Genomic DNA, 19,688 nt, shown 5'->3' on the forward strand with positions numbered 1-19,688 from the left:
CTGTCACCCGATTCGATCCCCATGGCTGATTCAGGATGCGCCTGCGCCAAGGATTGAAGCCATTGTGCGCCCGCTTCCAGCGCATTGCGAGCCCCCGCGGAACCGGCGTTTGCCGGCCCGCAGTTTCGCGCTATCTTGTCAGTACCGGCGCCAGCGCCACACCCGTATGGGTACCCAGCCGCACCACCTCTTCCGGCGGTGCCGCGGCAACGATGCGCCCGCCAGCATTGCCGCCTTCCGGCCCCAGGTCGATGATCCAGTCGGCCTCGGCAATCAGGTCGAGATCGTGCTCGATCACCACCACGCTGTGGCCGCCGTTCACCAGCCGGTGCAGCACGTGGATCAGCTTCTCGACGTCGGCCATGTGCAGGCCCACGGTCGGCTCGTCGAGCACGTAGAGCGTGTGCGGCGCCTTCTGCCCGCGGCGCGTGATGTCGTCGCGCACCTTGCTGAGTTCGGTCACCAGCTTGATGCGCTGCGCCTCGCCGCCCGAGAGCGTGGGCGAGGGCTGCCCCAGCGTGAGGTAGCCGAGGCCGACGTCCTTCAGCAACTGCAGCGGATGGCTGATGTTGGGCATGGCGGCAAAGAACTCCACCGCCTCGTCCACCTCCATCTGCAGCACATCGCCGATGCTCTTTCCGCGCCAGCTCACGGCCAGCGTCTCCGGGTTGAAGCGCGCGCCGTGGCACACCTCGCAGGGCACCTTCACGTCGGGCAGAAAGCTCATCTCGATGGTGCGCACACCCGCGCCTTCGCAGCCCGGGCAGCGGCCTTCGCCCGTGTTGAAGCTGAAGCGCGCCGGGCCGTAGCCGCGCGCCTTGGCCTCGAGCGTGTCGGCAAACAGCTTGCGGATGGTGTCCCAGAAGCCGATGTAGGTGGCCGGGCAGCTGCGCGGCGTCTTGCCGATGGGGGTCTGGTCGACCTCGAGCACGCGGTCGATGGTTTCGTAGCCTTCCACGCGATCGCAGCCGGACCATGCCGGGCGCTTGCCCGCGGCATCGGCGTCGCGGCCCGCCTTGGTCATGCGCTGAATCACGACGGCCTGCACGCTGGCCAGCAGCACGTCGCGCGCAAGCGTCGACTTGCCCGAGCCGCTCACGCCGGTGACCACCACCAGGCGGTGCAGCGGCAGCGTGGCGGTCACGTCCTGCAGGTTGTGCAGGTCGGCGCCATGCACCGTGAGCCATTGACCGCTGTCTTCCGCCTTCGGGTCGGGCGAGGGAATCAGCCGCCTTGCCTGCAGCGGGTGCTTGATGGCATCGCGCAGGTAGCGGCCGGTCTGCGAATCGCCCGCCGACTGGATGTCGGCCACCGAGCCTTCGGCCACGAGGCGGCCGCCCCGCTTGCCGGCGCTGGGGCCGATGTCGATGATGTGGTCGGCGCGGCGGATGGTGTCTTCGTCATGCTCCACCACCACCAGCGTGTTGCCCTTGTCGCCAAGCTTGTGCAGCGCGTCGAGCAAGATCTGGTTGTCGCGCGCATGCAGGCCGATGGTCGGCTCGTCGAGCACGTAGCACACACCCTGCAGGTTGCTGCCAAGCTGCGCCGCAAGCCGAATGCGCTGCGCCTCGCCGCCGCTCAGCGTGGGCGCGCCGCGGTCGAGCGTGAGGTAGCCCAGGCCCACCTCTTCGAGAAACTCGAGCCGGCTCTTGATCTCGGGCACCAGGTCGCGCGCAATTTCGGCTTCGCGGCCGGTCAACGCGAGCCCTTCGAACCACTGCCGCACCTCGGTCACGCTCATGCGCGCGAGTTCGGTAATGCCGATGCCGCCCATGCCGTCCGCCAGCGATGCGCCGAAGCTCACCGCGCGTGCCGTCGCGTTGAGCCGGGTGCCTTCGCAGGTGGGGCACACCACGTCGGCCAGGTCTTCCACCTCGGGCTCTGCAAAGGTCTGCTCGCGGCCCTTGTTGTCGTCGTCGCGAATCGAATCGTCGAAGACCTTGCGCTGGTCCTTGCTGAGCTTGACGCCGGTGCCCACGCAATCGGGGCACCAGCCGTGCTTGCTGTTGTAGCTGAACAGGCGCGGGTCAAGCTCGGCATAGCTGGTGCTGCAGACCGGGCAGGCGCGCAATGTGGAGAACACGTTCACGCGGCCGATGCCGTGCGCCGATACGCCGGCCATCATCGCGGCCTTCAAGCCATCGAGCTCGCTCAGCACATGCACCACGCCCTTGCCATGCTCGAGTGCCTTGGTCAGCGCCTCGCGCAGCTCGGTTTCCTTCGATGGCAGCACGTCGAGGCTGGCCACCGGCAGTTCGATGCTGTGCTCCTTGAAGCGGTCGATGCGCGGAAAGCCCGTGGTCGGAAGAAACTCCCCGTCCACGCGCAGGTGCGTAAAGCCGCGCGGCCGCGCCCAGTCGGCCAGCTCGGTGTACACGCCCTTGCGGTTGCTCACCAGCGGCGCCAGCAGGCCGATGTGCTGGCCCTTGAAGTTGCGCATCAGCTGCGCCGCAATGCTGTCGGGCGTCTGCGGCTGCACGGCCGCGCCGTCGTGCGTGCAATGCTGGATGCCCAGCTTGACGTACAGCAGGCGCAAGAAGTGCCAAACCTCGGTGGTGGTGCCCACCGTGCTCTTGCGGCCGCCGCGCGACAGGCGCTGCTCGATGGCCACCGTCGGCGGAATGCCGTACACCGCATCCACTTCGGGCCGGCCCGCCGGCTGCACGATGCTGCGCGCATAGGCATTGAGCGATTCGAGATACCGCCGCTGCCCTTCGTTGAACAGAATGTCGAAGGCCAGTGTCGACTTGCCCGATCCGCTGACGCCCGTCACCACGCTGAATTTGCCGCGCGGAATATTGACGCTGAGGTTCTTCAGGTTGTGTTCGCGTGCGTTGACGATTTCGATTGCATGGCTGCCGGGCGCCGTCTTGGCATTGGCGATGTAGCGCCGCGCCGCGCGCTCGGCCACCTTGTAGGCCTCGGGGCCGATGGCCAGTTCGTAGTCGGCCAGCGCCGCGCCGGTCAGCGAGGCGCGGTTTTCGCGCAGCTGCTCGGGCGTGCCCTCGGCCACCACCTGGCCGCCGCCCTCGCCGCCTTCGGGGCCAAGGTCGATGCACCAGTCGCTCGCGCGGATCACGTCGAGGTTGTGCTCGATCACGATCAGCGAATGCCCTGCGTCGAGCAGCTTGCGCAGTGCGCGCATCAGGCGTGCAATGTCGTCGAAGTGCAGGCCGGTGGTCGGCTCGTCGAAGAGAAACAGCGTGCCCTTGCGCGCGACCGACTGCTTGCTGGCCGTTCCGTTCTTTGCCGCTTCCGCCAAAAAGCCCGCGAGTTTGAGGCGCTGCGCCTCGCCGCCACTCAGTGTGGGCACCGGCTGGCCGAGCTTCACGTAGTCGAGCCCCACGTCTGAAATGGGCTGCAGCACCCGCAGCACGTCGCGGTCGGCTTCAAATACGGCGGCCGCTTCGGCCACGGTCAGCTCGAGCACGTCGGCCACGTTGTAGCTCTTGCCTTTGCGCTCGACCTTCACTTCCAGAATTTCGGGGCGGTAGCGCTTGCCGTCGCAATCAGGGCAGCGCAGGTACACGTCCGACAGGAACTGCATCTCGACGTGCTCGAAGCCCGAACCGCCGCAGGTCGGGCAGCGGCCGTCGCCGGAGTTGAAGCTGAACTTGCTCGCGGTGTAGCCGCGCTGGCGCGAGAGCGCAGCGGTGGCGAATATCTCGCGAATCGCGTCCCATGCGCCCACGTAGCTCGCCGGATTGGAGCGCGCCGTCTTGCCGATGGGCGACTGGTCGACAAAGACCACGTCGCCCAGGTGATCGGCGCCCAGCAGGCGGTCGTGCGCACCCGGCGTTTCGGTGGCCTTGCCGAAGTGGCGCATGAGCGCGGGTGCCAGCACGTCCTGGATCAGCGTCGACTTGCCCGAGCCGCTGACGCCGGTGACGCACACCAGGCGCGCGAGCGGAAACTCGACCGTCACGTTCTGCAGGTTGTGCTCGCGCGCACCTTCGAGAATGAGCCGGTGCGTGTTCTCGCTCACGAGCCGCTTGAAGCCCATGCCGATTTTCTTGCGCCCGCCCAGGTACTGGCCAGTGAGCGTGTCGGCGTCGCGCAACTGGTCGGTGGTGCCGTCGAACACGATCTGCCCGCCGCGAATGCCGGGGCCGGGGCCCATGTCGATCACGCGGTCGGCCGCGAGCATCACGGCCGGGTCATGCTCGACCACCACCAGCGTGTTGCCTGCATCGCGCAGGCGCAGCATGGCCTCGGTGATGCGGTTCATGTCGCGCGGATGCAGGCCGATGCTGGGCTCGTCGAGCACGAACAGCGTGTTGACAAGCGAGGTGCCGAGCGCCGTCGTTAAATTGATGCGCTGCACCTCGCCACCCGAGAGCGTGCGGCTCTGGCGGTCGAGCGTGAGGTAGCCGATGCCCACGTCGTGCAGGTAGCGCAGGCGGGTGGTGATTTCTTCATGGAGGAGCTTGAGGGCCTGGGCTTCGCCCTGTCTTGCTCCTTCCCCCGCTGGGGGAATGTGGGAATGGGGGCTCCCGGCCTCCACCACCGCCACAGCTTTTGCGGAGGCCGCGTGCCCCCACCCCAGCCCTCCCCCAGCGGGGGAGGGAGCCAAACCCATGCGGTCGAAGAACTGCCGCAACCGCTCGATCGGCAGCAGCATCAGGTCATGCAGGCACAGCCCCGGCAGCGCTTCCAGCTGCGCACGCGTCCACTTGGCGCCGGTCGGCATGAAGCGCTTGGCGGGGTCGAGCACCGCGTCGGCGTCTTCCTTGCTGCCGATGCGCCACAGCAGGCTGTCGAGCTTGAGCCGGGCGCCGCTGCAGACGGGGCACGGCGTGTAGCTGCGGTACTTCGACAAGAGCACGCGGATGTGCATCTTGTAGGCCTTGCTCTCCAGGTAGCCGAAGAAGCGGCGCACGCCGTACCACTGCTTGTTCCAGTTGCCTTCCTTGTAGTTGGGCGTGCCCTCGATCACCCAGTGCTTCTGCTCGTCGGTGAGCTTGTTCCAGGGCGTGTCGCGCGGAATGCCGGCCGCCTCGGCGTGGCGCATGAGGTCGTCCTGCGCTTCTTTCCACGCCGGGGTCTGGATGGTCTTGATCGCGCCGGCGCGCAGCGTGAGCTTGTCGTTGGGAAACACCAGGCCCAGGTCGACGCCGATCACGCGGCCGAAGCCGCGGCATGTTTCGCAGGCGCCGACGGCCGAGTTGAACGAGAACATCGACGGGATCGGGTCGGTGTAGCGGATGTCGCTCTCGGGGCAGTGCAGGCCGGTCGAGAACTTCCACACGTCCGTCGGCGCGTTCTCATCCGCGCCCGTGGCATGCACGGTGACGCGCCCGCTGCCGCGCTTGAGCGCCACTTCAATGGCTTCGACCACGCGCGACCGCTCGGCGCTCGAAATGCGGAAGCGGTCGGCCACCACGTCGAGCATCTTGCGCGGCCCGGTGGGCGTGGCCACCTCGCGCTCCGCCTGCACCCGCGTGAAGCCGCTGGCCGACAGCCACTGCGTCACTTCTTCCGCCGAAGTGCCCGCGGGCAGTTCGACCGGAAAGGTGACCACAAGGCGTGGATCGCCCGCCGCAGCCGCGCGCTCGGCAATCTGCGCATAGATGCTGTCGGGCGAATCGTGGCGCACAGGCAACGCGGTTTCGCGGTCGAACAGCTGGGCCGCGCGCGCGTAGAGCAGCTTCAGGTGGTCGTTCAGCTCGGTCATCGTGCCGACCGTGGAGCGCGAGGAGCGCACCGGGTTGGTCTGGTCGATGGCGATGGCGGGCGGCACGCCCTCCACCTTGTCGACGGCCGGCTTGTCCATGCGGTCCAGGAACTGGCGCGCATAGGCGGAGAAGGTCTCCACATAGCGCCGCTGGCCTTCGGCATAGAGGGTGTCGAACACGAGGCTCGACTTGCCCGAGCCGCTGGGCCCGGTGACCACGGTCATCTCGCCTGTGCGGATGTCGAGGTCGAGGTTCTGGAGGTTGTGCTGGCGCGCGCCGCGAATCCGGATGGAGCCCTGTGTCATGAGTGCCTTGGGGGGTGGGGCAAACATTCTAGGGAGTGGCTGGTGACGAATTTGTGCACTCCGTCACATGGACTGTGCCCGTGCAGGGGTTTATACGGATTCAGTCGAAGACACTTTGAGTAACAAATAGACGATTTTGTTTACGTTTACTCGAACACCTCCGGACGACCACCCATGAAGACGCTGCACGCGCTTTGCGCCGCCCTCCTGACGATGGCCGCTACGGCCGCTTCGGCCCAGATCCTGATCGGCCAGACGACCGGCGTGACCGGCTCGGTGGCCGCCAGCGTGAACGAAGCCCTGGGCGGTGCCCAGCTGGTGATCGATGCCGCCAATGCCCAGGGCGGCATTCACGGCGAGAAGATCGAGATCCTCCGCATGGACGACGCCTTCGACGTGAAGCGCGCCAGCGAGAACGCCCGCGTGCTGATCGAAGACAAGAAGGTGCTGGCACTGTTCCTGAGCCGAGGCACTCCGCATTCGCAGGCCATCGTGCCCTGGCTCGACAAGCATGGCGTGCCGCTCATCGCGCCTTCCACCGGCGCCATGGCGCTGCACAAGCCGGTTCTCAAGCACGTGTTCAACGTGCGCGCCACCTACCAGCGCGAAGCGGAAAAGGCGATCCAGCACCTGCTCACCACCGGCATCGCGCGCATCGCGGTGGTCTACGTGACCGATTCCTTCGGGCAGGACGCGCTCGAAGGCGCAATGACCGGCTTTGCCAAGGCCCAGGCCAAGCCCATCGTCACCGTGCCGGCCGACCGCGAGAAGCCCGACTACAAGTCCATCGTGCCGGCTATCAAGGACGCCAATGCGCAGGCGGTGCTCTGGATCGGCTCGGGCGTGGCGGTGGTCGAAGGCATCAAGGCGCTGCGTGCGGGGGGCTCCTTCGCGCAGGTGGTCACCTTGTCGAACAACGCCTCGTCGGGCTTCATCAAGCAGTTGGGCGATGCGAGCAAAGGCGTGATCGTGACCCAGGTGTTCCCGAGCGAACGTTCCATCAGCTACCCAATGGTGAAGGAAGCCATGGCGCTTGCACAGGCCAAGGGCCAGACCGAACTCTCACCCGCGGCGCTCGAGGGCTTTGCCTCGGCCAAGGTGCTGGTGGAGGCGCTGCGCCGCGCCGGGCCCAAGCCCACGCGCGCCAAGGTGCTTGCGGCGCTTGAAACGCTGCGCGCCTATGACCTCGGCGGCCTGGAAGTGAGCTATTCGCCGCAGGACCATTCGGGCATCGACTTCGCCGACCTGGCCATCATCAGCGACGGCCGCTTCAAGCGGTAAACCGCGCCCGCGCGAGCCACGTTGTTGCGGAGCTCCCTGTCCATTCCATAGGAAACTATGGTTTGACAGGGTTTCCACGAGCGAGTGAACGCCACTCGCTGCAACACATTTGCGCATCTTCCGACGGAAGCATCCGCTTCGCGTAAAGGCTCGTTCGATGAAGATGTACAGGTTCCGCGCCGCCGCGCTCTTCTTGGGCGTGGCCTTGGCCGCGGCGGTCTCCGGCGCATCGGCGCAGATCGTCATCGGCCAGTCGGCCGACCTGTCGGGTCCGGCGGCGGTGGGCGTGAAGGAAACGATCATGGGCTCGCAGCTGGTCATCGACCATGTGAACGCCCAAGGCGGTGTGCATGGCCAGCAGATCGAGGTGATCCGGCTGGACGACGGCCTGGACCCCAAGCGCTCGCTCGAGAACACCCGCATCCTCATCGAGGACAAGAAGGTGCTGGCGCTGCTGCTCAACCGGGGCACGCCCAACACCCTTGCCGTCATTCCCCTGCTCGATCAACACGGCGTGGCGCTGGTCGGCCCTTCGACCGGTGCCATGGCGCTGCACAAGCCGCTGCAGAAAAACGTATTCAACGTGCGCTCGACCTACCAGCGCGAGGCCGAAACGGCGGTGCAGCACCTGTACACCACCGGCATCCAGCGCATTGCGGTGGTGCAGGCCGACGATGCATTCGGCAGGGACGCGATGGAAGGCGCGAGCCGGGGCTTCGAGCGGGCCGGTCTGGCGCCGGCGGTGCTCGCGCTGGCCGACCGCAGCAAGCCAGACTACGCGGCGATCGTGCCGCAGCTCATCAAGGCCAACGCGCAGGCGGTGCTGTGGATAGGCTCTGGCACCGCGGTGACCGATGGCGTGAAGGCGCTGCGCGCCGCGGGCTCGGCGGCGCAGATCATCACGCTGTCGAACAATGCGGCGTCAGGCTTCATCAAGGAGCTTGGCTCCGCCAGCACCGGCGTGATCGTGACGCAGGTGCTGCCCTACGAGCGCGCGCTCGGCCATCCGCTGGTGAAGGAAGCGATGGCGCTCGCGCAGGCCCGGGGCCAGACCGAGCTGTCGCCGGCATTCCTCGAAGGCTTTGTGGCCACCAAGGTGCTGGTGGAAGCCCTGCGCCGCACCGGCCCAAGGCCGACCCGCGCCCGGCTGATCGCCACGCTCAACCGCTTTCGCTACGACGTGGGCGGCAAGCTCGACGTGAACTATTCGCCGCAGGACCACACAGGCATCGACTACGTCGACCTGTCGATCGTCAGCGAAGGCCGCTTCAAGCGGTAGCGGCTTACTTGGCGGGCGCAGCAGGCGCTGCGGGGGCCGCCGGGGTGGCGGGCGCCGGCTCGTGCGTCACATCGCCGCCGTGCTTCTCGCCGGACATGTCGATCTTGTCACCGCCCTTCGAAATCACGTACAGGGCAACAGCGGCAAAGATGACGAAGCCGACAACGAGTTTCCACATGGGTTCAATCTCCTGATGGGGGTTCAATGGGTTCAAGAAAAAGGCCTCATGCCGACGGCATGAAGCCCCTTTGTTGAACGGAGGGCCGGCTTGCGCCCTCCTGTCGAACATGCCTCGCGTCAGTCGTTCGCGTAGATGTCCACGTCCTTCGTCTCGCGGATGAAGAGCATGCCCACCACCAGCGTCATTGCCGCAATGATGATCGGGTACCAGAGGCCGTTGTACATGTTGCCGGTGGTCGCCACGATCGCGAAGGCGGTGGTCGGCAGCAGGCCGCCGAACCAGCCGTTGCCGATGTGGTACGGCAGGCTCATCGAGGTGTAGCGGATGCGCGTGGGGAACAGCTCGACCAGCATGGCGGCAATGGGGCCGTACACCATGGTCACCAGCAGCACCAGCCAGAACAGCAGTGCCACGACCATCAGCTTGTTCATCTTCGCGGGGTCGGCCTTGGCCGGATACCCCGCCACCTTCAGGTCGTCGGCCACGGCCTTCTTGAAGGCTGCGATTTCCTTGGCGGACGATTCGTCGAACTTCAGGTTGACCACGTTGCCGACCGGCGCTTCGATGGTCTTGCTGCCGATCTTGACGATGGCCTTGGAGCCCGGGGCGCCTTCGACGTTGTCGTAGCTCACCGAGTTCTGCACCAGGTAGCGCTTGGCAATGTCGCAAGAGCTCCTGAAGTCGATCTCGCGTGCCACCGGGTTGCCCTGGAACGAGCACGACTTCGGATCGGCCGTCACCGTGACGCCGGCGGTCGCTTGCGCGCGGGCCAGGTCGGGGTTGGCATATTCCGTGATCATCTTGAAGACCGGGAAGTAGGTCACCACGGCCAGCAGGCAGCCCGCCATGATGATCGGCTTGCGGCCGATCTTGTCCGAGAGCGTGCCGAACACCACGAAGAACGGCGTGCCCAGCAGCAGCGAGGCGGCGATCATCAGGTTGGCGGTGGTGCCGTCGACCTTCAGTTGCTGCGTCAGGAAGAACAGCGCGTAGAACTGGCCCGTGTACCAGACCACGGCCTGGCCGGCGGTCAGGCCGATGAGCGCCAGGATCACGATCTTGAGGTTCTTCCACTGGCCGAACGATTCGGACAGCGGCGCCTTCGAGGTCTTGCCCTCGGCCTTCATCTTCTGGAAGGCGGGCGACTCGCTCAGCGACAGGCGAATCCACACCGAGATGCCGAGCAGTGCGATCGACACCAGGAAGGGAATGCGCCAGCCCCAGTCGCCGAACGCCTGTTCGCCGAGCCAGGTGCGCACACCCAGGATGACCAGCAGGCTCAGGAACAGGCCGAGCGTTGCAGTGGTCTGGATCCACGAGGTGTAGGCGCCGCGCTTGCCGTGCGGCGAGTGCTCGGCCACGTAGGTGGCGGCACCGCCGTACTCACCGCCGAGCGCAAGGCCCTGCAGCATGCGCAGCGCAATCAGGATGACCGGCGCGGCAACGCCGATGGTTGCGTAGCTGGGCAGCAGGCCGACGATGAAGGTCGACAGGCCCATGATCAGGATGGTGACCAGGAAGGTGTACTTGCGTCCGATCATGTCGCCCAGGCGGCCGAACACGATGGCGCCGAACGGCCGCACCAGGAAGCCCGCGGCAAATGCCAGCAGCGCAAAGATGAAGGCGGCGCCCGCATCGAGGCCGCTGAAGAACTGCTTCGCGATGATCGCTGCCAGCGAACCGTAAAGGTAGAAGTCGTACCACTCGAACACCGTGCCAAGGGAGGAAGCGAAGATGACCTTCTTTTCCTCCGCGGACATGGGCCGGGGGGCCGGATGCGGCATCCCCCTCGAATCCAGTGTTGCTGCCATTTGCGTCGTCTCCTGTGTATGCGTTCGTTCAGCCCCGGCATTCGGGACCGTGAGGCATTCTTGGAGGCGCGACTGACCCGAGCCTTTCGCGAAACTGAACCGACGCTTACGGATTAAGGTGAAACCCGCAGGGCTCGTTTCAGGTTGTAAGAAATCGGGAAACCACCAATCAGTTTTTGCTGCTGCGCAGCATGGATGGACGCTGGTCGGCACCGGCCCATTGCGGCCCGTCGAACCACGTGTCGCCGGCCAAGTAGGCACGCAGCATCGCAAGCCCGTCGAAGCCCCAGAACAGTCGGCCGTCGACCGCATAGGCGGGCGTGCCGAACACGCCGGCCTGCAGCGCTTCGTCGGTGTTGCGCTTGAGGAGGGCCTTGCTCTCGTCGCTGTTCATGTCGCGCTTGGGCTGCAGCTGCGCAGCCAGCGCGGCCAGGCGCGCGGTATCGCCGGCCTCTTCTCCGCCGCGCCACACGTTGCGAAAGATCGTCTCGGCCACCAGGCGGCTGATGCTGCCGTCGTCCGAAGTCGCGACCGCAAGCCGCAGGTGCGGCAGCGGGTTGTACGGATGCGATGCGGGCATCTCGATGTGGATGCCGTTCGCATGGCCGAGCCAGAGCACATGCCGGTAGGTCCAGGCGCGCTTGGCTGGAATCTCCGCGGGGCCGAGCTGGCCGTGGTGCTTGAGCAATGCGCCGAGCAGCACGGGCTTGTAGGCCACGCTGTAGCTCAGGCCTTCGAGCGCCTCTGGCAGGTGCTCGAAGGCAAGGTGCGCATAAGGCGAAATGAAGTCCAGGTAAAAGTCGATGTGCTTCATGCGTGCTTGTCTCCAGATGCCTCGGGGATGCGCCAGATGCCGGCGCGCGCCCGCAACTCTATGGCACGCCACACGCCGCGCCGCGCGGCATCGTCCATCTTGCTCCAGGCCGCAATCTCGGGAATGGTGCGCAGGCAGCCTTCGCAAAAGCCGCTCTGGCGGTCCATGCGGCAGACGGAGGTGCAGGGCGAAGGCGCATCGCCGGCCGAGCTCTGTACGGCGGTGGCGCGCTCGGCCAGCAGTTCCGCGGCGTCGAAGTTCACACCACGTCCGCCACCGGCGCGCCGGTGAGCTTCTCGAGGTCATGCGGACGCAGCTGGAACACCGCGTGCGGATGACCCGCGGCCGCCCATATCTCCTCGAAGCGGAACAGTTCGCGGTCGATCAGAACCACCGGCTTCGTCACATGCCCCACTGGCGACACGCCGCCGATGGTGAAGCCGGTGCGCGCCTTCACGAACTCGGCGTCGGCGCGGCCGGTCTTGCCGATGAGTGCGTCGACCTTCTTCTCATCAACACGCTTGTCACCCGAGGTAATCACCAGCACCGCCGCGTCGTCGCTCTTGCGACGGAAGATGATGCTCTTGGCGATCTGCCCGACCAGGATGCCGAGCGCGTCGGCCGCCTGCTGCGCGGTGCGGCAGGCGTCGTCGAGCATGCGCGGCAAATGGGGGTGACCCGCGTCCTGCAGCACACGCGAAACGCGCTGCACGCCCTCGGGCAGCGAATGAAGTTCAGCGCCGCACATCAGTTGCCTCTCCGCTTTTCGTCGATGCTCATCATCCCGCCCTCTTCGTGCGAATCGCCTTCGACGCGCGCGAATTCGGCTCGCGTCCCAGCGCCTCGCTGATGTACACGCCCGCGTCGATCAGCTTGTCGAGGTCGATGCCGGTCTCGATGCCCATGCCGTGCAGCATGTACACCACGTCTTCGGTCGCCACGTTGCCCGTAGCGCCCTTGGCATAGGGACAGCCGCCGAGGCCGGCGGAGGACGACTGGAAGTTCCAGACCCCCAGCTCCAGCGAGGCCAGCGTGTTGACCAGCGCCTGGCCGTAGGTGTCGTGGAAGTGGCCCGAGATGTGGTCCACGCCGAAGTGCGCCAGCGTGGCCTCGATGGCGGCCCGCACCTTGCCCGGCGTGCCCACGCCGATGGTGTCGGCCACGTCCACGCGCTGCACGCCGATGTCCTTCATCAGCTTGGCCAGCATGCCCACGCGCTCGGGCGCGACCTCGCCTTCGTACGGGCAGCCGACGGTGCACGACATGGCGCCGCGCACGTCGATGCCCTTCTTGCGAGCAGCGGCCACCACGGGCGCGAAGCGCTCGATGCTCTCGGCAATGGAGCAGTTGATGTTCTTCTGGCTGAAGGCCTCGCTCGCGGCGCCGAACACCACGATCTCGTCGGGCCACTCTTCGCGCGGCGCGGCAATGGCGGCCTCGAAGCCCTTCATGTTGGGCGTGAGCACCGAATAGCGCACGCCGGGCTTGCGCTTTATGCCGTGCATCACCTCGGCGTTGTCGGCCATCTGCGGCACCCACTTGGGGCTCACGAAGCTGGTGACCTCGATCTCCTTCAGGCCGGCGTCCTGCAGGCGATGCACCAGCCCGATCTTGACTTCAGCCGAGACCGGCTGCTTCTCGTTTTGCAGTCCGTCGCGCGGACCGACGTCGACGATCTTGACCGTGGCGGGGAGTTTCATGGCGTGTCTCTGGGTTCGCTGGAGAAAGGAAAAAGCGTGCGCCGATTGTCGGCCGTCTGTGCCCAGCGTGCTCGGCCGCGCCTACGCCTGGGGTTGCAATGCCTGCCAGCGGCGTTGCAGATCGTGCCAGCGCGTCTGTTCACACAGTTTCGCGCTGCACGAAATCCGACGGCGGCTCGGCGGGCGCGGGAGCCTCCACCGCATCGAGAGCATCCACGCGTGCGCCGTCCGGACCGCTGCGGGCCCAGGCGACGAGCGCATCGACCGCGGCAGCCGAGCCAAAGGCCAGCGCCTCCACGCTGCCGTCGCGGCGGTTGCGCACCCAGCCGCGCACGCCCAGTCGCCGCGCGGCCTGCACCATCGACCAGCGATAGCTCACGCCCTGCACCAGGCCGCGGACGACGAGATGGCGGGTCACGGCGGGTGGGTTCATGGCATTGGCAACATCAGTACGACTTCGGCAGGCCGAGCGCCTTTTCCGCGATGAAGTTCAAGATCATCTGCGGGCTCACCGGCGCAATGCGCGGAATGTAGCTCTCGCGCAGCAGGCGCTCGACATGGTATTCCTTCGCATAACCCATGCCGCCGAGCGTGAGAACCGCGTTCTGGCAGGCGTCGTGCGCCGCTTCGGCCGCCAGGTACTTGGCAGCATTGGCCTCGATGCCGCAGGGCTCGCCCGCGTCGTACAGCGTGGCGGCCTTGAACACCATCAGGTCGGCGGCCTCAAGGTTGGCCCAGGCGCGCGCGAGCGGATGCGCCACGCCCTGGTTCTGGCCGATGGGTCGACCGAACACGACACGCTCCTGCGCGTACTGCGAGGCGATGCGTAGTGCGGCGCGGCCGATGCCGATGGCTTCGGCCGCGATCAAGATGCGCTCGGGGTTGAGCCCGTGCAGGATGTATTCGAAACCGCGGCCTTCTTCGCCGATGCGGTCTTCCTCGGGCACCCGGAGCCCATCGATGAAGAGCATGTTCGAGTCCACCGCCGCGCGCCCCAGCTTGTGGATCTCGCGCACCTCGACCTTGCTGCGGTCCAGCGGCGTGTAGAACAGCGTGAGGCCCTGCGTGGGCTTTTTCACCTGGTCGAGCGGCGTGGTGCGCGTGAGGATCAGCATGCGGTCGGCCACCTGCGCGGTCGATATCCAGATCTTGCGGCCATGCAGCAGGTAGCTGCCGTTGGGCTGGCGCACTGCCTGTGTCTTGAGGCTCGTGGTGTCGAGCCCCGCGTCGGGCTCGGTCACGGCGAAGCAGGCCTTCTCGGTGCCGGCGATCAGCGGCGGCAAGAAGCGCTGGCGCTGCGCCTCGCTGCCGAACACCACCACCGGGTTGAGGCCGAAGATGTTCATGTGCACCGCAGAAGCGCCCGACATGCCCGCGCCCGATGCGCTGATGGCGCGCATCATCAGCGCCGCTTCGGTAATACCCAGGCCCGCACCGCCCTGCGCCTCGGGCATTGCGATGCCGAGCCAGCCGCTGTCGGCCACGGCGCGGTGGAACTCGTGCGGGAACACCGCGCGATCGTCGTGGTCGCGCCAGTAGTCGGCGGGAAAGTCTTCGCACAGCCGCTCGATGGCCGCCACCAGCGAGCGCTGGTCTTCGTTCAGGGAAAAGTTCATTCGCTGTCCTTCGTGGGTTCCGGCTGCAGCGTCACGCCGCGCGCGAGCATCCGGTCGATCTCTTCGCTTGCATAGCCCGCCTCGCGCAGCAGCTCGACGCTCTGTTCGCCGATGCGAGGTGCGGGCCGCCGAATGGCCGCGGGCGTGGCGCTGTAACGGCCGACCGGCGCGAGCGTGCGGATGCGGCCCTCGCTTGGATGATCGATCTCGGGAAAGAAACCGACCGCGCGCAGGTGCGGGTCGCCGAGCAGGCTCTCGGTGCTGTGCAGGCGCGCGACCGGGATGTCGGCCGCCTCCAGCACCGCCATCCATTCGTCGCTGCCGCGCGTGGCCATCACCTCGGCCACGAACGCGTACACCGCGCCGATGTTCGCGGCGCGCGCCGTGTGCGTGCCGAACATCGGCGAGTCGCGCAGCTCGGGTCGGCCGATCACGTCGAAGAAGGCCTGCCAATGCTTGTCGTTGTAGATCAGCACGCTCAGGTAGCCATCGGCCGTGGCGTAGGGCTTGCGGTGCGGCGCGAGCAGGCGCGCATAGCCGGTGGGGCCGAGCGGCGGCTCGAAACTGTGGCCGCCGAGGTGGTCGCCCATCACGAACTGCGAAAGCGCCTCGAACATCGGCACTTCCACCGCCTGGCCCTGGCCGGTGCGCTGCGCATGCAGCACGGCAGCCAGCAGCGCGATGGCAGCCTGCAGCCCCACGGCACGGTCGGCCAGCGTGACGGGCGCATAGCGCGGCGCATCGCCGCTTTGCTGCGCAAAGAGCGAAGCAACGCCGGCCGCGCCCTGGATCAGGTCGTCGTACGCGGGCTTGCCGGCATACGGGCCTTCTTCGCCATAGCCGAACGCGCCGAGGTAGACGACCTTCGGGTTGACCGCGGCCACCGCTTCGTAGCCGAGCCCGAGCCGCGCCATCGCTTGCGACCGCGTGTTGTAGATGAGCGCATCGCAGCCGGCCGCGAGCCGCAGGCAGGCCTCGCGGCCTTCGGGCTGCTTGAGGTCGAGCACGATCGAGCGCTTGTTGCGGTTGAGGTGCAGCGCCATCGCGCCCATGCCGGCATTGCGCATCGGACCGACCGCGCGCAGGTTGTCGCCTGAGGGCGGCTCGACCTTGATGATGTCCGCGCCCAGGTCGCCGAGCGTCTGCGTGGCGTACGGGCCCATCACCACGGCCGTGAGGTCGAGGATGCGGATGCCGTCTAGAGGTCCCGTGGTGTTCATGTCTTGGTGTTGGTATTGGCTCCTTCCCCCTCTGGGGGAAGGCTGGGATGAGGGCAGGCAGAGCGCCCGATGGATACGCCGCGTGCCCCCACCCCTGCCCTCCCCCGGGAGGGGAGGGAGAAATTCAACAGCACGCTCATTCCGGTTGAATACCCGCGGCCTGAATCAGCTTCTTCCACTTGGCCAGTTCCGCCACAGTGAATGCACCCAACTCTTCAGGCGTGCTGCCGAACGCATCGAAGCCCAGCTTCGCGACGCGTTCCCGGAACACCGCGCCGTTCGCCATCTCCGACAGCGCCTTGTTGAGCTTCAGCACAACGTCGCGCGGCGTACCTGCAGGCGCGAACACGCCGTTCCACGAGGTGATGTCGAAGCCCTTGAGCTCGGGCGTATCGGCCAGCGGCGGCAGTTCGGGAAAGAGCTTGGTGCGCTCCTGCGTGGTGACCGCAATCGCGCGCATCTTCCCGGCCTTCACCGTGGCGAGCCCCGCGGCCAGGTCGACCACCATCATCGACACCTGCCCGCCGATCAGGTCGGCAATGGCCGGCGGCGTGCTCTTGTAGGGAACGTGCAGCATCGGCACGCCGCTCATGCGCGACAGCGTGGCGCCGCTCACGATGCCGGTGCTGTTGCCGCTTGCATAAGTGAGCTTGCCTGGATGGGCCCGCCCCCAGGCCAGCAGCTCGGCCACGCTCTTCACCGGCAGGTCGTTGTTCACCACCAGCATGAACGGCAGGTTGCCCATGCGGCTCACGGGTGCGAAGTCCTTCACCGGGTCGTAGGGCAGCGACTTCATCAGGCTCGGGTTCGCCGAGTGCGTGGTGTTGGTGGTCATGAAGAGCGTGTAGCCGTCGGGTGGCGCCTTGGCCACGAACTCGGCGGCGATCACGCCGTTGGCGCCCGCGCGGTTGTCGACGATGACCGAGGTCTTCAGCGCCTCGCCCAGCATCTGCGCGGTGATGCGCGCCACCGCATCGGTGCCGCTGCCGGCCGCAAAGGGCACGATGAGCTTGATGGGCTGCTTCGGATAGCCCTCCTGCGCAAAGGCCCACGGCGCCGCGCCGGCCAGGCCCGCGGCGGCACCGATGGAAATGAAACGGCGGCGGCTTGCCACCGCGACTGTTTCTGTCGCGTTCTTCGTCGTCTGCATGTTGTCTGTCTCCGGGTTGTTGTCGGTCAGGGCCGGATCACGCGCTCCGGCAGTTCCTCGTACGGCGGGCTGTAGATGACCAGCACGCGCACCGGCTCGTCGCTCACTACCGTGAAGGTGTGCATTGCGTCGGCCGGAAAAAAGCAGCTGTCGCCGGGGTGCAGCTCTTGCCGCTGGCCGCCCACTTCGGCCACGGCCCGCCCTTCGAGCATGTAGCAGACCTGTTCGATGCCGGGGTGGGCATGGGGCAGCGCGCCCTTGCCCTTCTGGATGTGGCCGACCAGCACCTCGAGCTGCTTCGCGCCCACGGTCTCGGGGCCGATGAGCCGCTTGTTCAGCGTGCCGGTGTGGTTGGCCGGGTGGTAGCCGGCAATCTCGCTTTCGCGGACGAAGTAGCGTGGGGAGGTCATTGGTTTTTCAGCCTTTGTGTTCGATGGCCAGGCAGGCCGAGCGCAGCATGGCGGCCACGTCGTCGATGCGGGGCTCCAGCCGGTAGCGCGGGCCCGCCACAGAGATGGCGTAGGCCTCGCCGCCGATGCGCAGCGGCCATGCAAGGCCGACCAGATCGGGAATGCTTTCGCCCAGGTTGCCGTACCAGCCGCGTGCGGGCGAGCGTTCGAGCTCCTGCTCGATGGCTTCGGCGGTGGTCAGCGTGGCGTCGGTCAGCGGCAGCAACCGGGTCGCTTCGAGCAGCTTGCGGCGCGCCTCGGGCGCGAGCGTGGAAAGCAGCGCGCGGCCCATCGAGTTGGCATAGGCCGGGCGGGTTTCGCCCGACTCGGCGGAATAGCGAATGCTCTGAGGCGCACTGAGCACCTCCAGGTAGACGACAGTGCTCGGGTCGCGGAACTTGCCGAACAGCACGGTTTCGCGCGCGCCGTCGCGCAGCTCTTCGAGCGCGGGCCGCACGCGGTCGAGCACCGGGTCGTGCGCCGCGATGATCTGCGCCATGGCGAGCAGCCGGCCGGTCGGGTAGTAGCCCTGGCGCCGCCCGGTTTCGTACATGTAGCCCTGCTCTTCGAGCGTGCGGATCAGCCCGAGGCAGCTGGACACGGGCATTTCGAGCAGACGCGCCATTTCGGACAGCGCCAGCGGCTGCTTCTCCCGGGCAAAGAGCTCGACGATCTCGATCACGCGAAAAGCAGTTTTCACAACCATGAATGAATTTTCGCGTATGTGAAAAACAAATCGCGTCGGGGTTTGCCCTGCCTGCCCCTCCTTTCGCCGGATTGCCGCCACTTCTGGCGGGCGAAACGCAGTCGGTCAGTAGCCCCGAACGGGATCGACCACGCCGCTGACCGGCAGGCCCTGCTCCATCGCGCGGATCTTTCCGGCGATCTGGGCAATAGACTCCTCGCGCAGCGTGCGCGCCGAGCCGTGCGGCGTCACAGTGATCTTCGGATGGCGCCAGAAGGCGTGGTCGGCCGGCAGCGGCTCGACCTGGAACACGTCGAGCGTGGCGCCCGCCAACTGGCCCGCGTCGAGCATCGGGATCAGGTCGTCTTCGACCAGGTGCGCGCCGCGCGCAATGCTGATGAGATAGCCGCCGGGCCGCAGCTTGCCGAGCGTGTTGCGGTTGAGAATGCCGCGCGTGGCATCGGTCAGCGGCAGCAGGTTGACCAGCACGCGCGTGGACGACAGGAACTCGTCGAACTGCGCCTCGCCGCTGAACACCTTCACGCCGTCGATCGCCTTGGGCGAACGGCTCCAGCCCAGCACCGGAAACTCGAACTGCGCCACGGCCTTGGCAACCCTTTCACCCAGCACGCCCAGACCCATGATGCCGACCGGAAAGTCGCGCCGCAGCCGCGGCTTGCGGTAGCTCCAGCGCCCTTCGCGCGCATCGGCTTCATACACGTCGAATTCGCGAAAGTGCCGGATCAGCGTGTGGCACACGTACTCGGCCATCTGCACCGACATACCGGCATCGTCGAGCCGCACGATGCGCGTCTGCGGCGGCACTTTCAACTTGAGCAGCGCATCCACGCCCGCGCCGATGTTGAACAGGCCGCGCAGCTGCGGCTGCTCGTCGAGCAACTGCTGCGGCGGCGCCCACACCACGGCATGGTCGGCCTGGGCGGCACCCGACTGCCAGGTCTCGATCTGCGCTTCAGGCAACTCGGCCTTGAGCCCTTCGATCCACGGTTCGGGGCGGTTGTCGGTGAGAGAGACGATGATTTTCATGGCTCAATCTTAGAGGGGCCATCAGACCGGTTGCTGGAGGGGCCGGGCCACGCCGCGGCCTGCCCGGGCCCATGACCAATGGCCGCTTGTAGCGCCCCGGGCCTTCTTCTATGCTGGTGCGCGACCACCGAGACATCGAAACACCAGGAGACCGAAGCAATGATCAAAGTCAGCGTGATGTACCCCTACACCGAGGGCGCCCGGTTCGACCACGCCTACTACCGCGACACGCACATGCCGCTTCTGAAGGCCCGCATGGGAGACGCCTGCAAGGCGTACACCATCGACAAGGGCCTCGCCGGCGGCGCGCCCGGCACGCCGCCGACCTATGTCGGCATGTGCCATGTGTTCTGCGAATCGACCGAAGCCTTTCAGGCGGCCTTCGGCCCGCACGCCAAGGAAATCCTCGGCGACATCAGGAACTACACGGACATTGCGCCCGTGATGCAGATCAGCGAAGTGGTGGTGGGCTGAC

The 19,688-nt window shown here is 66.8% G+C and carries 17 protein-coding genes; 3 read left to right on the forward strand and 14 right to left on the reverse strand.

Translation table 11 applies throughout. From position 1 onward, the window contains the following. Positions 1 to 130: 130 nt before the first annotated feature. Positions 131 to 5,980: an excinuclease ABC subunit UvrA gene (gene uvrA, locus V9K97_RS11545; protein WP_337318179.1), complete on the reverse strand. Its 5,850-nt coding sequence runs from the start codon at positions 5,978 to 5,980 to the stop codon at positions 131 to 133. A gap of 174 nt (positions 5,981 to 6,154) precedes the next feature. Here uvrA and V9K97_RS11550 point away from each other — a divergent pair, with 174 nt between their 5' ends. Both V9K97_RS11550 and V9K97_RS11555 read left to right on the forward strand, forming a co-directional pair. Continuing rightward, on the forward strand, positions 6,155 to 7,261 hold the full coding sequence (locus V9K97_RS11550) for an ABC transporter substrate-binding protein (RefSeq protein ID WP_258502466.1): 1,107 nt from the start codon (positions 6,155 to 6,157) through the stop codon (positions 7,259 to 7,261). Positions 7,262 to 7,418: 157 nt separating this feature from the next. Further along, positions 7,419 to 8,540: an ABC transporter substrate-binding protein gene (locus tag V9K97_RS11555; RefSeq protein WP_443303147.1), complete on the forward strand. Its 1,122-nt coding sequence runs from the start codon at positions 7,419 to 7,421 to the stop codon at positions 8,538 to 8,540. 4 nt (positions 8,541 to 8,544) lie between these two features. On the opposite strand, the gene V9K97_RS11560 is transcribed toward V9K97_RS11555, so the two are convergent. The 13 genes from V9K97_RS11560 to V9K97_RS11620 all read right to left on the reverse strand — a co-directional run bounded on the left by V9K97_RS11560 (position 8,545) and on the right by V9K97_RS11620 (position 19,213). Next, positions 8,545 to 8,718, reverse strand: coding sequence for a hypothetical protein (locus tag V9K97_RS11560; RefSeq protein WP_165442116.1), 174 nt, complete (start codon positions 8,716 to 8,718; stop codon positions 8,545 to 8,547). A 119-nt stretch (positions 8,719 to 8,837) separates the two neighbouring features. Beyond that, positions 8,838 to 10,532, reverse strand: coding sequence for an MFS transporter (locus V9K97_RS11565; protein WP_258502469.1), 1,695 nt, complete (start codon positions 10,530 to 10,532; stop codon positions 8,838 to 8,840). A 169-nt stretch (positions 10,533 to 10,701) separates the two neighbouring features. Next, a complete protein-coding gene (locus V9K97_RS11570) occupies positions 10,702 to 11,346 on the reverse strand; it encodes a 2-hydroxychromene-2-carboxylate isomerase (protein ID WP_337318109.1) in 645 nt (214 codons plus the stop codon). Continuing rightward, positions 11,343 to 11,609, reverse strand: coding sequence for a DUF1289 domain-containing protein (locus V9K97_RS11575; protein WP_258502471.1), 267 nt, complete (start codon positions 11,607 to 11,609; stop codon positions 11,343 to 11,345). Before V9K97_RS11575 ends, V9K97_RS11570 begins: the two co-directional genes overlap by 4 nt. Next, the gene (locus tag V9K97_RS11580; protein ID WP_258502472.1) at positions 11,606 to 12,094 is read right to left on the reverse strand and encodes a YbaK/EbsC family protein; all 489 of its coding nucleotides are present in this window, start codon (positions 12,092 to 12,094) and stop codon (positions 11,606 to 11,608) included. Before V9K97_RS11580 ends, V9K97_RS11575 begins: the two co-directional genes overlap by 4 nt. A 31-nt stretch (positions 12,095 to 12,125) precedes the next feature. Further along, complete coding sequence (locus V9K97_RS11585) at positions 12,126 to 13,046, reverse strand: hydroxymethylglutaryl-CoA lyase (protein WP_337318112.1); 921 nt, start codon at positions 13,044 to 13,046, stop codon at positions 12,126 to 12,128. Positions 13,047 to 13,185: 139 nt separating this feature from the next. Next, positions 13,186 to 13,479, reverse strand: a complete 294-nt coding sequence (locus V9K97_RS11590) for an acylphosphatase (protein WP_337318114.1) — start codon at positions 13,477 to 13,479, stop codon at positions 13,186 to 13,188. Positions 13,480 to 13,492: 13 nt separating this feature from the next. After that, complete coding sequence (locus V9K97_RS11595; protein ID WP_337318116.1) at positions 13,493 to 14,662, reverse strand: acyl-CoA dehydrogenase family protein; 1,170 nt, start codon at positions 14,660 to 14,662, stop codon at positions 13,493 to 13,495. Further along, positions 14,659 to 15,882 carry a CaiB/BaiF CoA transferase family protein gene (locus tag V9K97_RS11600; RefSeq protein WP_337318118.1) on the reverse strand — a complete coding sequence of 408 codons (1,224 nt, stop codon included), beginning with the start codon at positions 15,880 to 15,882 and terminating at the stop codon, positions 14,659 to 14,661. The genes V9K97_RS11595 and V9K97_RS11600 overlap by 4 nt, the downstream gene beginning before the upstream one ends. A 136-nt stretch (positions 15,883 to 16,018) precedes the next feature. Beyond that, the gene (locus V9K97_RS11605; protein ID WP_337318120.1) at positions 16,019 to 17,032 is read right to left on the reverse strand and encodes a Bug family tripartite tricarboxylate transporter substrate binding protein; all 1,014 of its coding nucleotides are present in this window, start codon (positions 17,030 to 17,032) and stop codon (positions 16,019 to 16,021) included. Between the two features lie 26 nt (positions 17,033 to 17,058). Beyond that, on the reverse strand, positions 17,059 to 17,442 hold the full coding sequence (locus V9K97_RS11610) for a cupin domain-containing protein (protein ID WP_028259574.1): 384 nt from the start codon (positions 17,440 to 17,442) through the stop codon (positions 17,059 to 17,061). A gap of 7 nt (positions 17,443 to 17,449) precedes the next feature. Further along, the gene (locus tag V9K97_RS11615) at positions 17,450 to 18,187 is read right to left on the reverse strand and encodes an IclR family transcriptional regulator (RefSeq protein ID WP_337318122.1); all 738 of its coding nucleotides are present in this window, start codon (positions 18,185 to 18,187) and stop codon (positions 17,450 to 17,452) included. 105 nt (positions 18,188 to 18,292) lie between these two features. Further along, positions 18,293 to 19,213, reverse strand: coding sequence for a 2-hydroxyacid dehydrogenase (locus tag V9K97_RS11620; RefSeq protein ID WP_337318124.1), 921 nt, complete (start codon positions 19,211 to 19,213; stop codon positions 18,293 to 18,295). A gap of 159 nt (positions 19,214 to 19,372) precedes the next feature. On the opposite strand from V9K97_RS11620, the gene V9K97_RS11625 reads away from it, so the two are divergent. Next, positions 19,373 to 19,687: an EthD family reductase gene (locus V9K97_RS11625; protein ID WP_337318126.1), complete on the forward strand. Its 315-nt coding sequence runs from the start codon at positions 19,373 to 19,375 to the stop codon at positions 19,685 to 19,687. The last annotated feature ends 1 nt before the right edge of the window (position 19,688 follow it).

Source organism: Variovorax sp. CCNWLW186 (assembly GCF_037203865.1).
Classification (GTDB): domain Bacteria; phylum Pseudomonadota; class Gammaproteobacteria; order Burkholderiales; family Burkholderiaceae_C; genus Variovorax.

Bases quoted from the DNA above. Each gene is read 5' to 3' on its own strand.
- V9K97_RS11590 (WP_337318114.1), bottom strand. From the start codon at position 13,479: ATGAACCCACCCGCCGTGACCCGCCATCTCGTCGTCCGCGGCCTGGTG.
- V9K97_RS11615 (WP_337318122.1), bottom strand. From the start codon at position 18,187: ATGGTTGTGAAAACTGCTTTTCGCGTGATCGAGATCGTCGAGCTCTTT.
- V9K97_RS11570 (WP_337318109.1), bottom strand. From the start codon at position 11,346: ATGAAGCACATCGACTTTTACCTGGACTTCATTTCGCCTTATGCGCAC.
- V9K97_RS11595 (WP_337318116.1), bottom strand. From the start codon at position 14,662: ATGAACTTTTCCCTGAACGAAGACCAGCGCTCGCTGGTGGCGGCCATC.
- V9K97_RS11585 (WP_337318112.1), bottom strand. From the start codon at position 13,046: ATGAAACTCCCCGCCACGGTCAAGATCGTCGACGTCGGTCCGCGCGAC.
- V9K97_RS11600 (WP_337318118.1), bottom strand. From the start codon at position 15,882: ATGAACACCACGGGACCTCTAGACGGCATCCGCATCCTCGACCTCACG.
- V9K97_RS11625 (WP_337318126.1), top strand. From the start codon at position 19,373: ATGATCAAAGTCAGCGTGATGTACCCCTACACCGAGGGCGCCCGGTTC.
- V9K97_RS11550 (WP_258502466.1), top strand. From the start codon at position 6,155: ATGAAGACGCTGCACGCGCTTTGCGCCGCCCTCCTGACGATGGCCGCT.
- V9K97_RS11555 (WP_443303147.1), top strand. From the start codon at position 7,419: ATGAAGATGTACAGGTTCCGCGCCGCCGCGCTCTTCTTGGGCGTGGCC.
- V9K97_RS11565 (WP_258502469.1), bottom strand. From the start codon at position 10,532: ATGGCAGCAACACTGGATTCGAGGGGGATGCCGCATCCGGCCCCCCGG.
- V9K97_RS11605 (WP_337318120.1), bottom strand. From the start codon at position 17,032: ATGCAGACGACGAAGAACGCGACAGAAACAGTCGCGGTGGCAAGCCGC.
- V9K97_RS11610 (WP_028259574.1), bottom strand. From the start codon at position 17,442: ATGACCTCCCCACGCTACTTCGTCCGCGAAAGCGAGATTGCCGGCTAC.
- V9K97_RS11580 (WP_258502472.1), bottom strand. From the start codon at position 12,094: ATGTGCGGCGCTGAACTTCATTCGCTGCCCGAGGGCGTGCAGCGCGTT.
- V9K97_RS11560 (WP_165442116.1), bottom strand. From the start codon at position 8,718: ATGTGGAAACTCGTTGTCGGCTTCGTCATCTTTGCCGCTGTTGCCCTG.
- uvrA (WP_337318179.1), bottom strand. From the start codon at position 5,980: ATGACACAGGGCTCCATCCGGATTCGCGGCGCGCGCCAGCACAACCTC.
- V9K97_RS11620 (WP_337318124.1), bottom strand. From the start codon at position 19,213: ATGAAAATCATCGTCTCTCTCACCGACAACCGCCCCGAACCGTGGATC.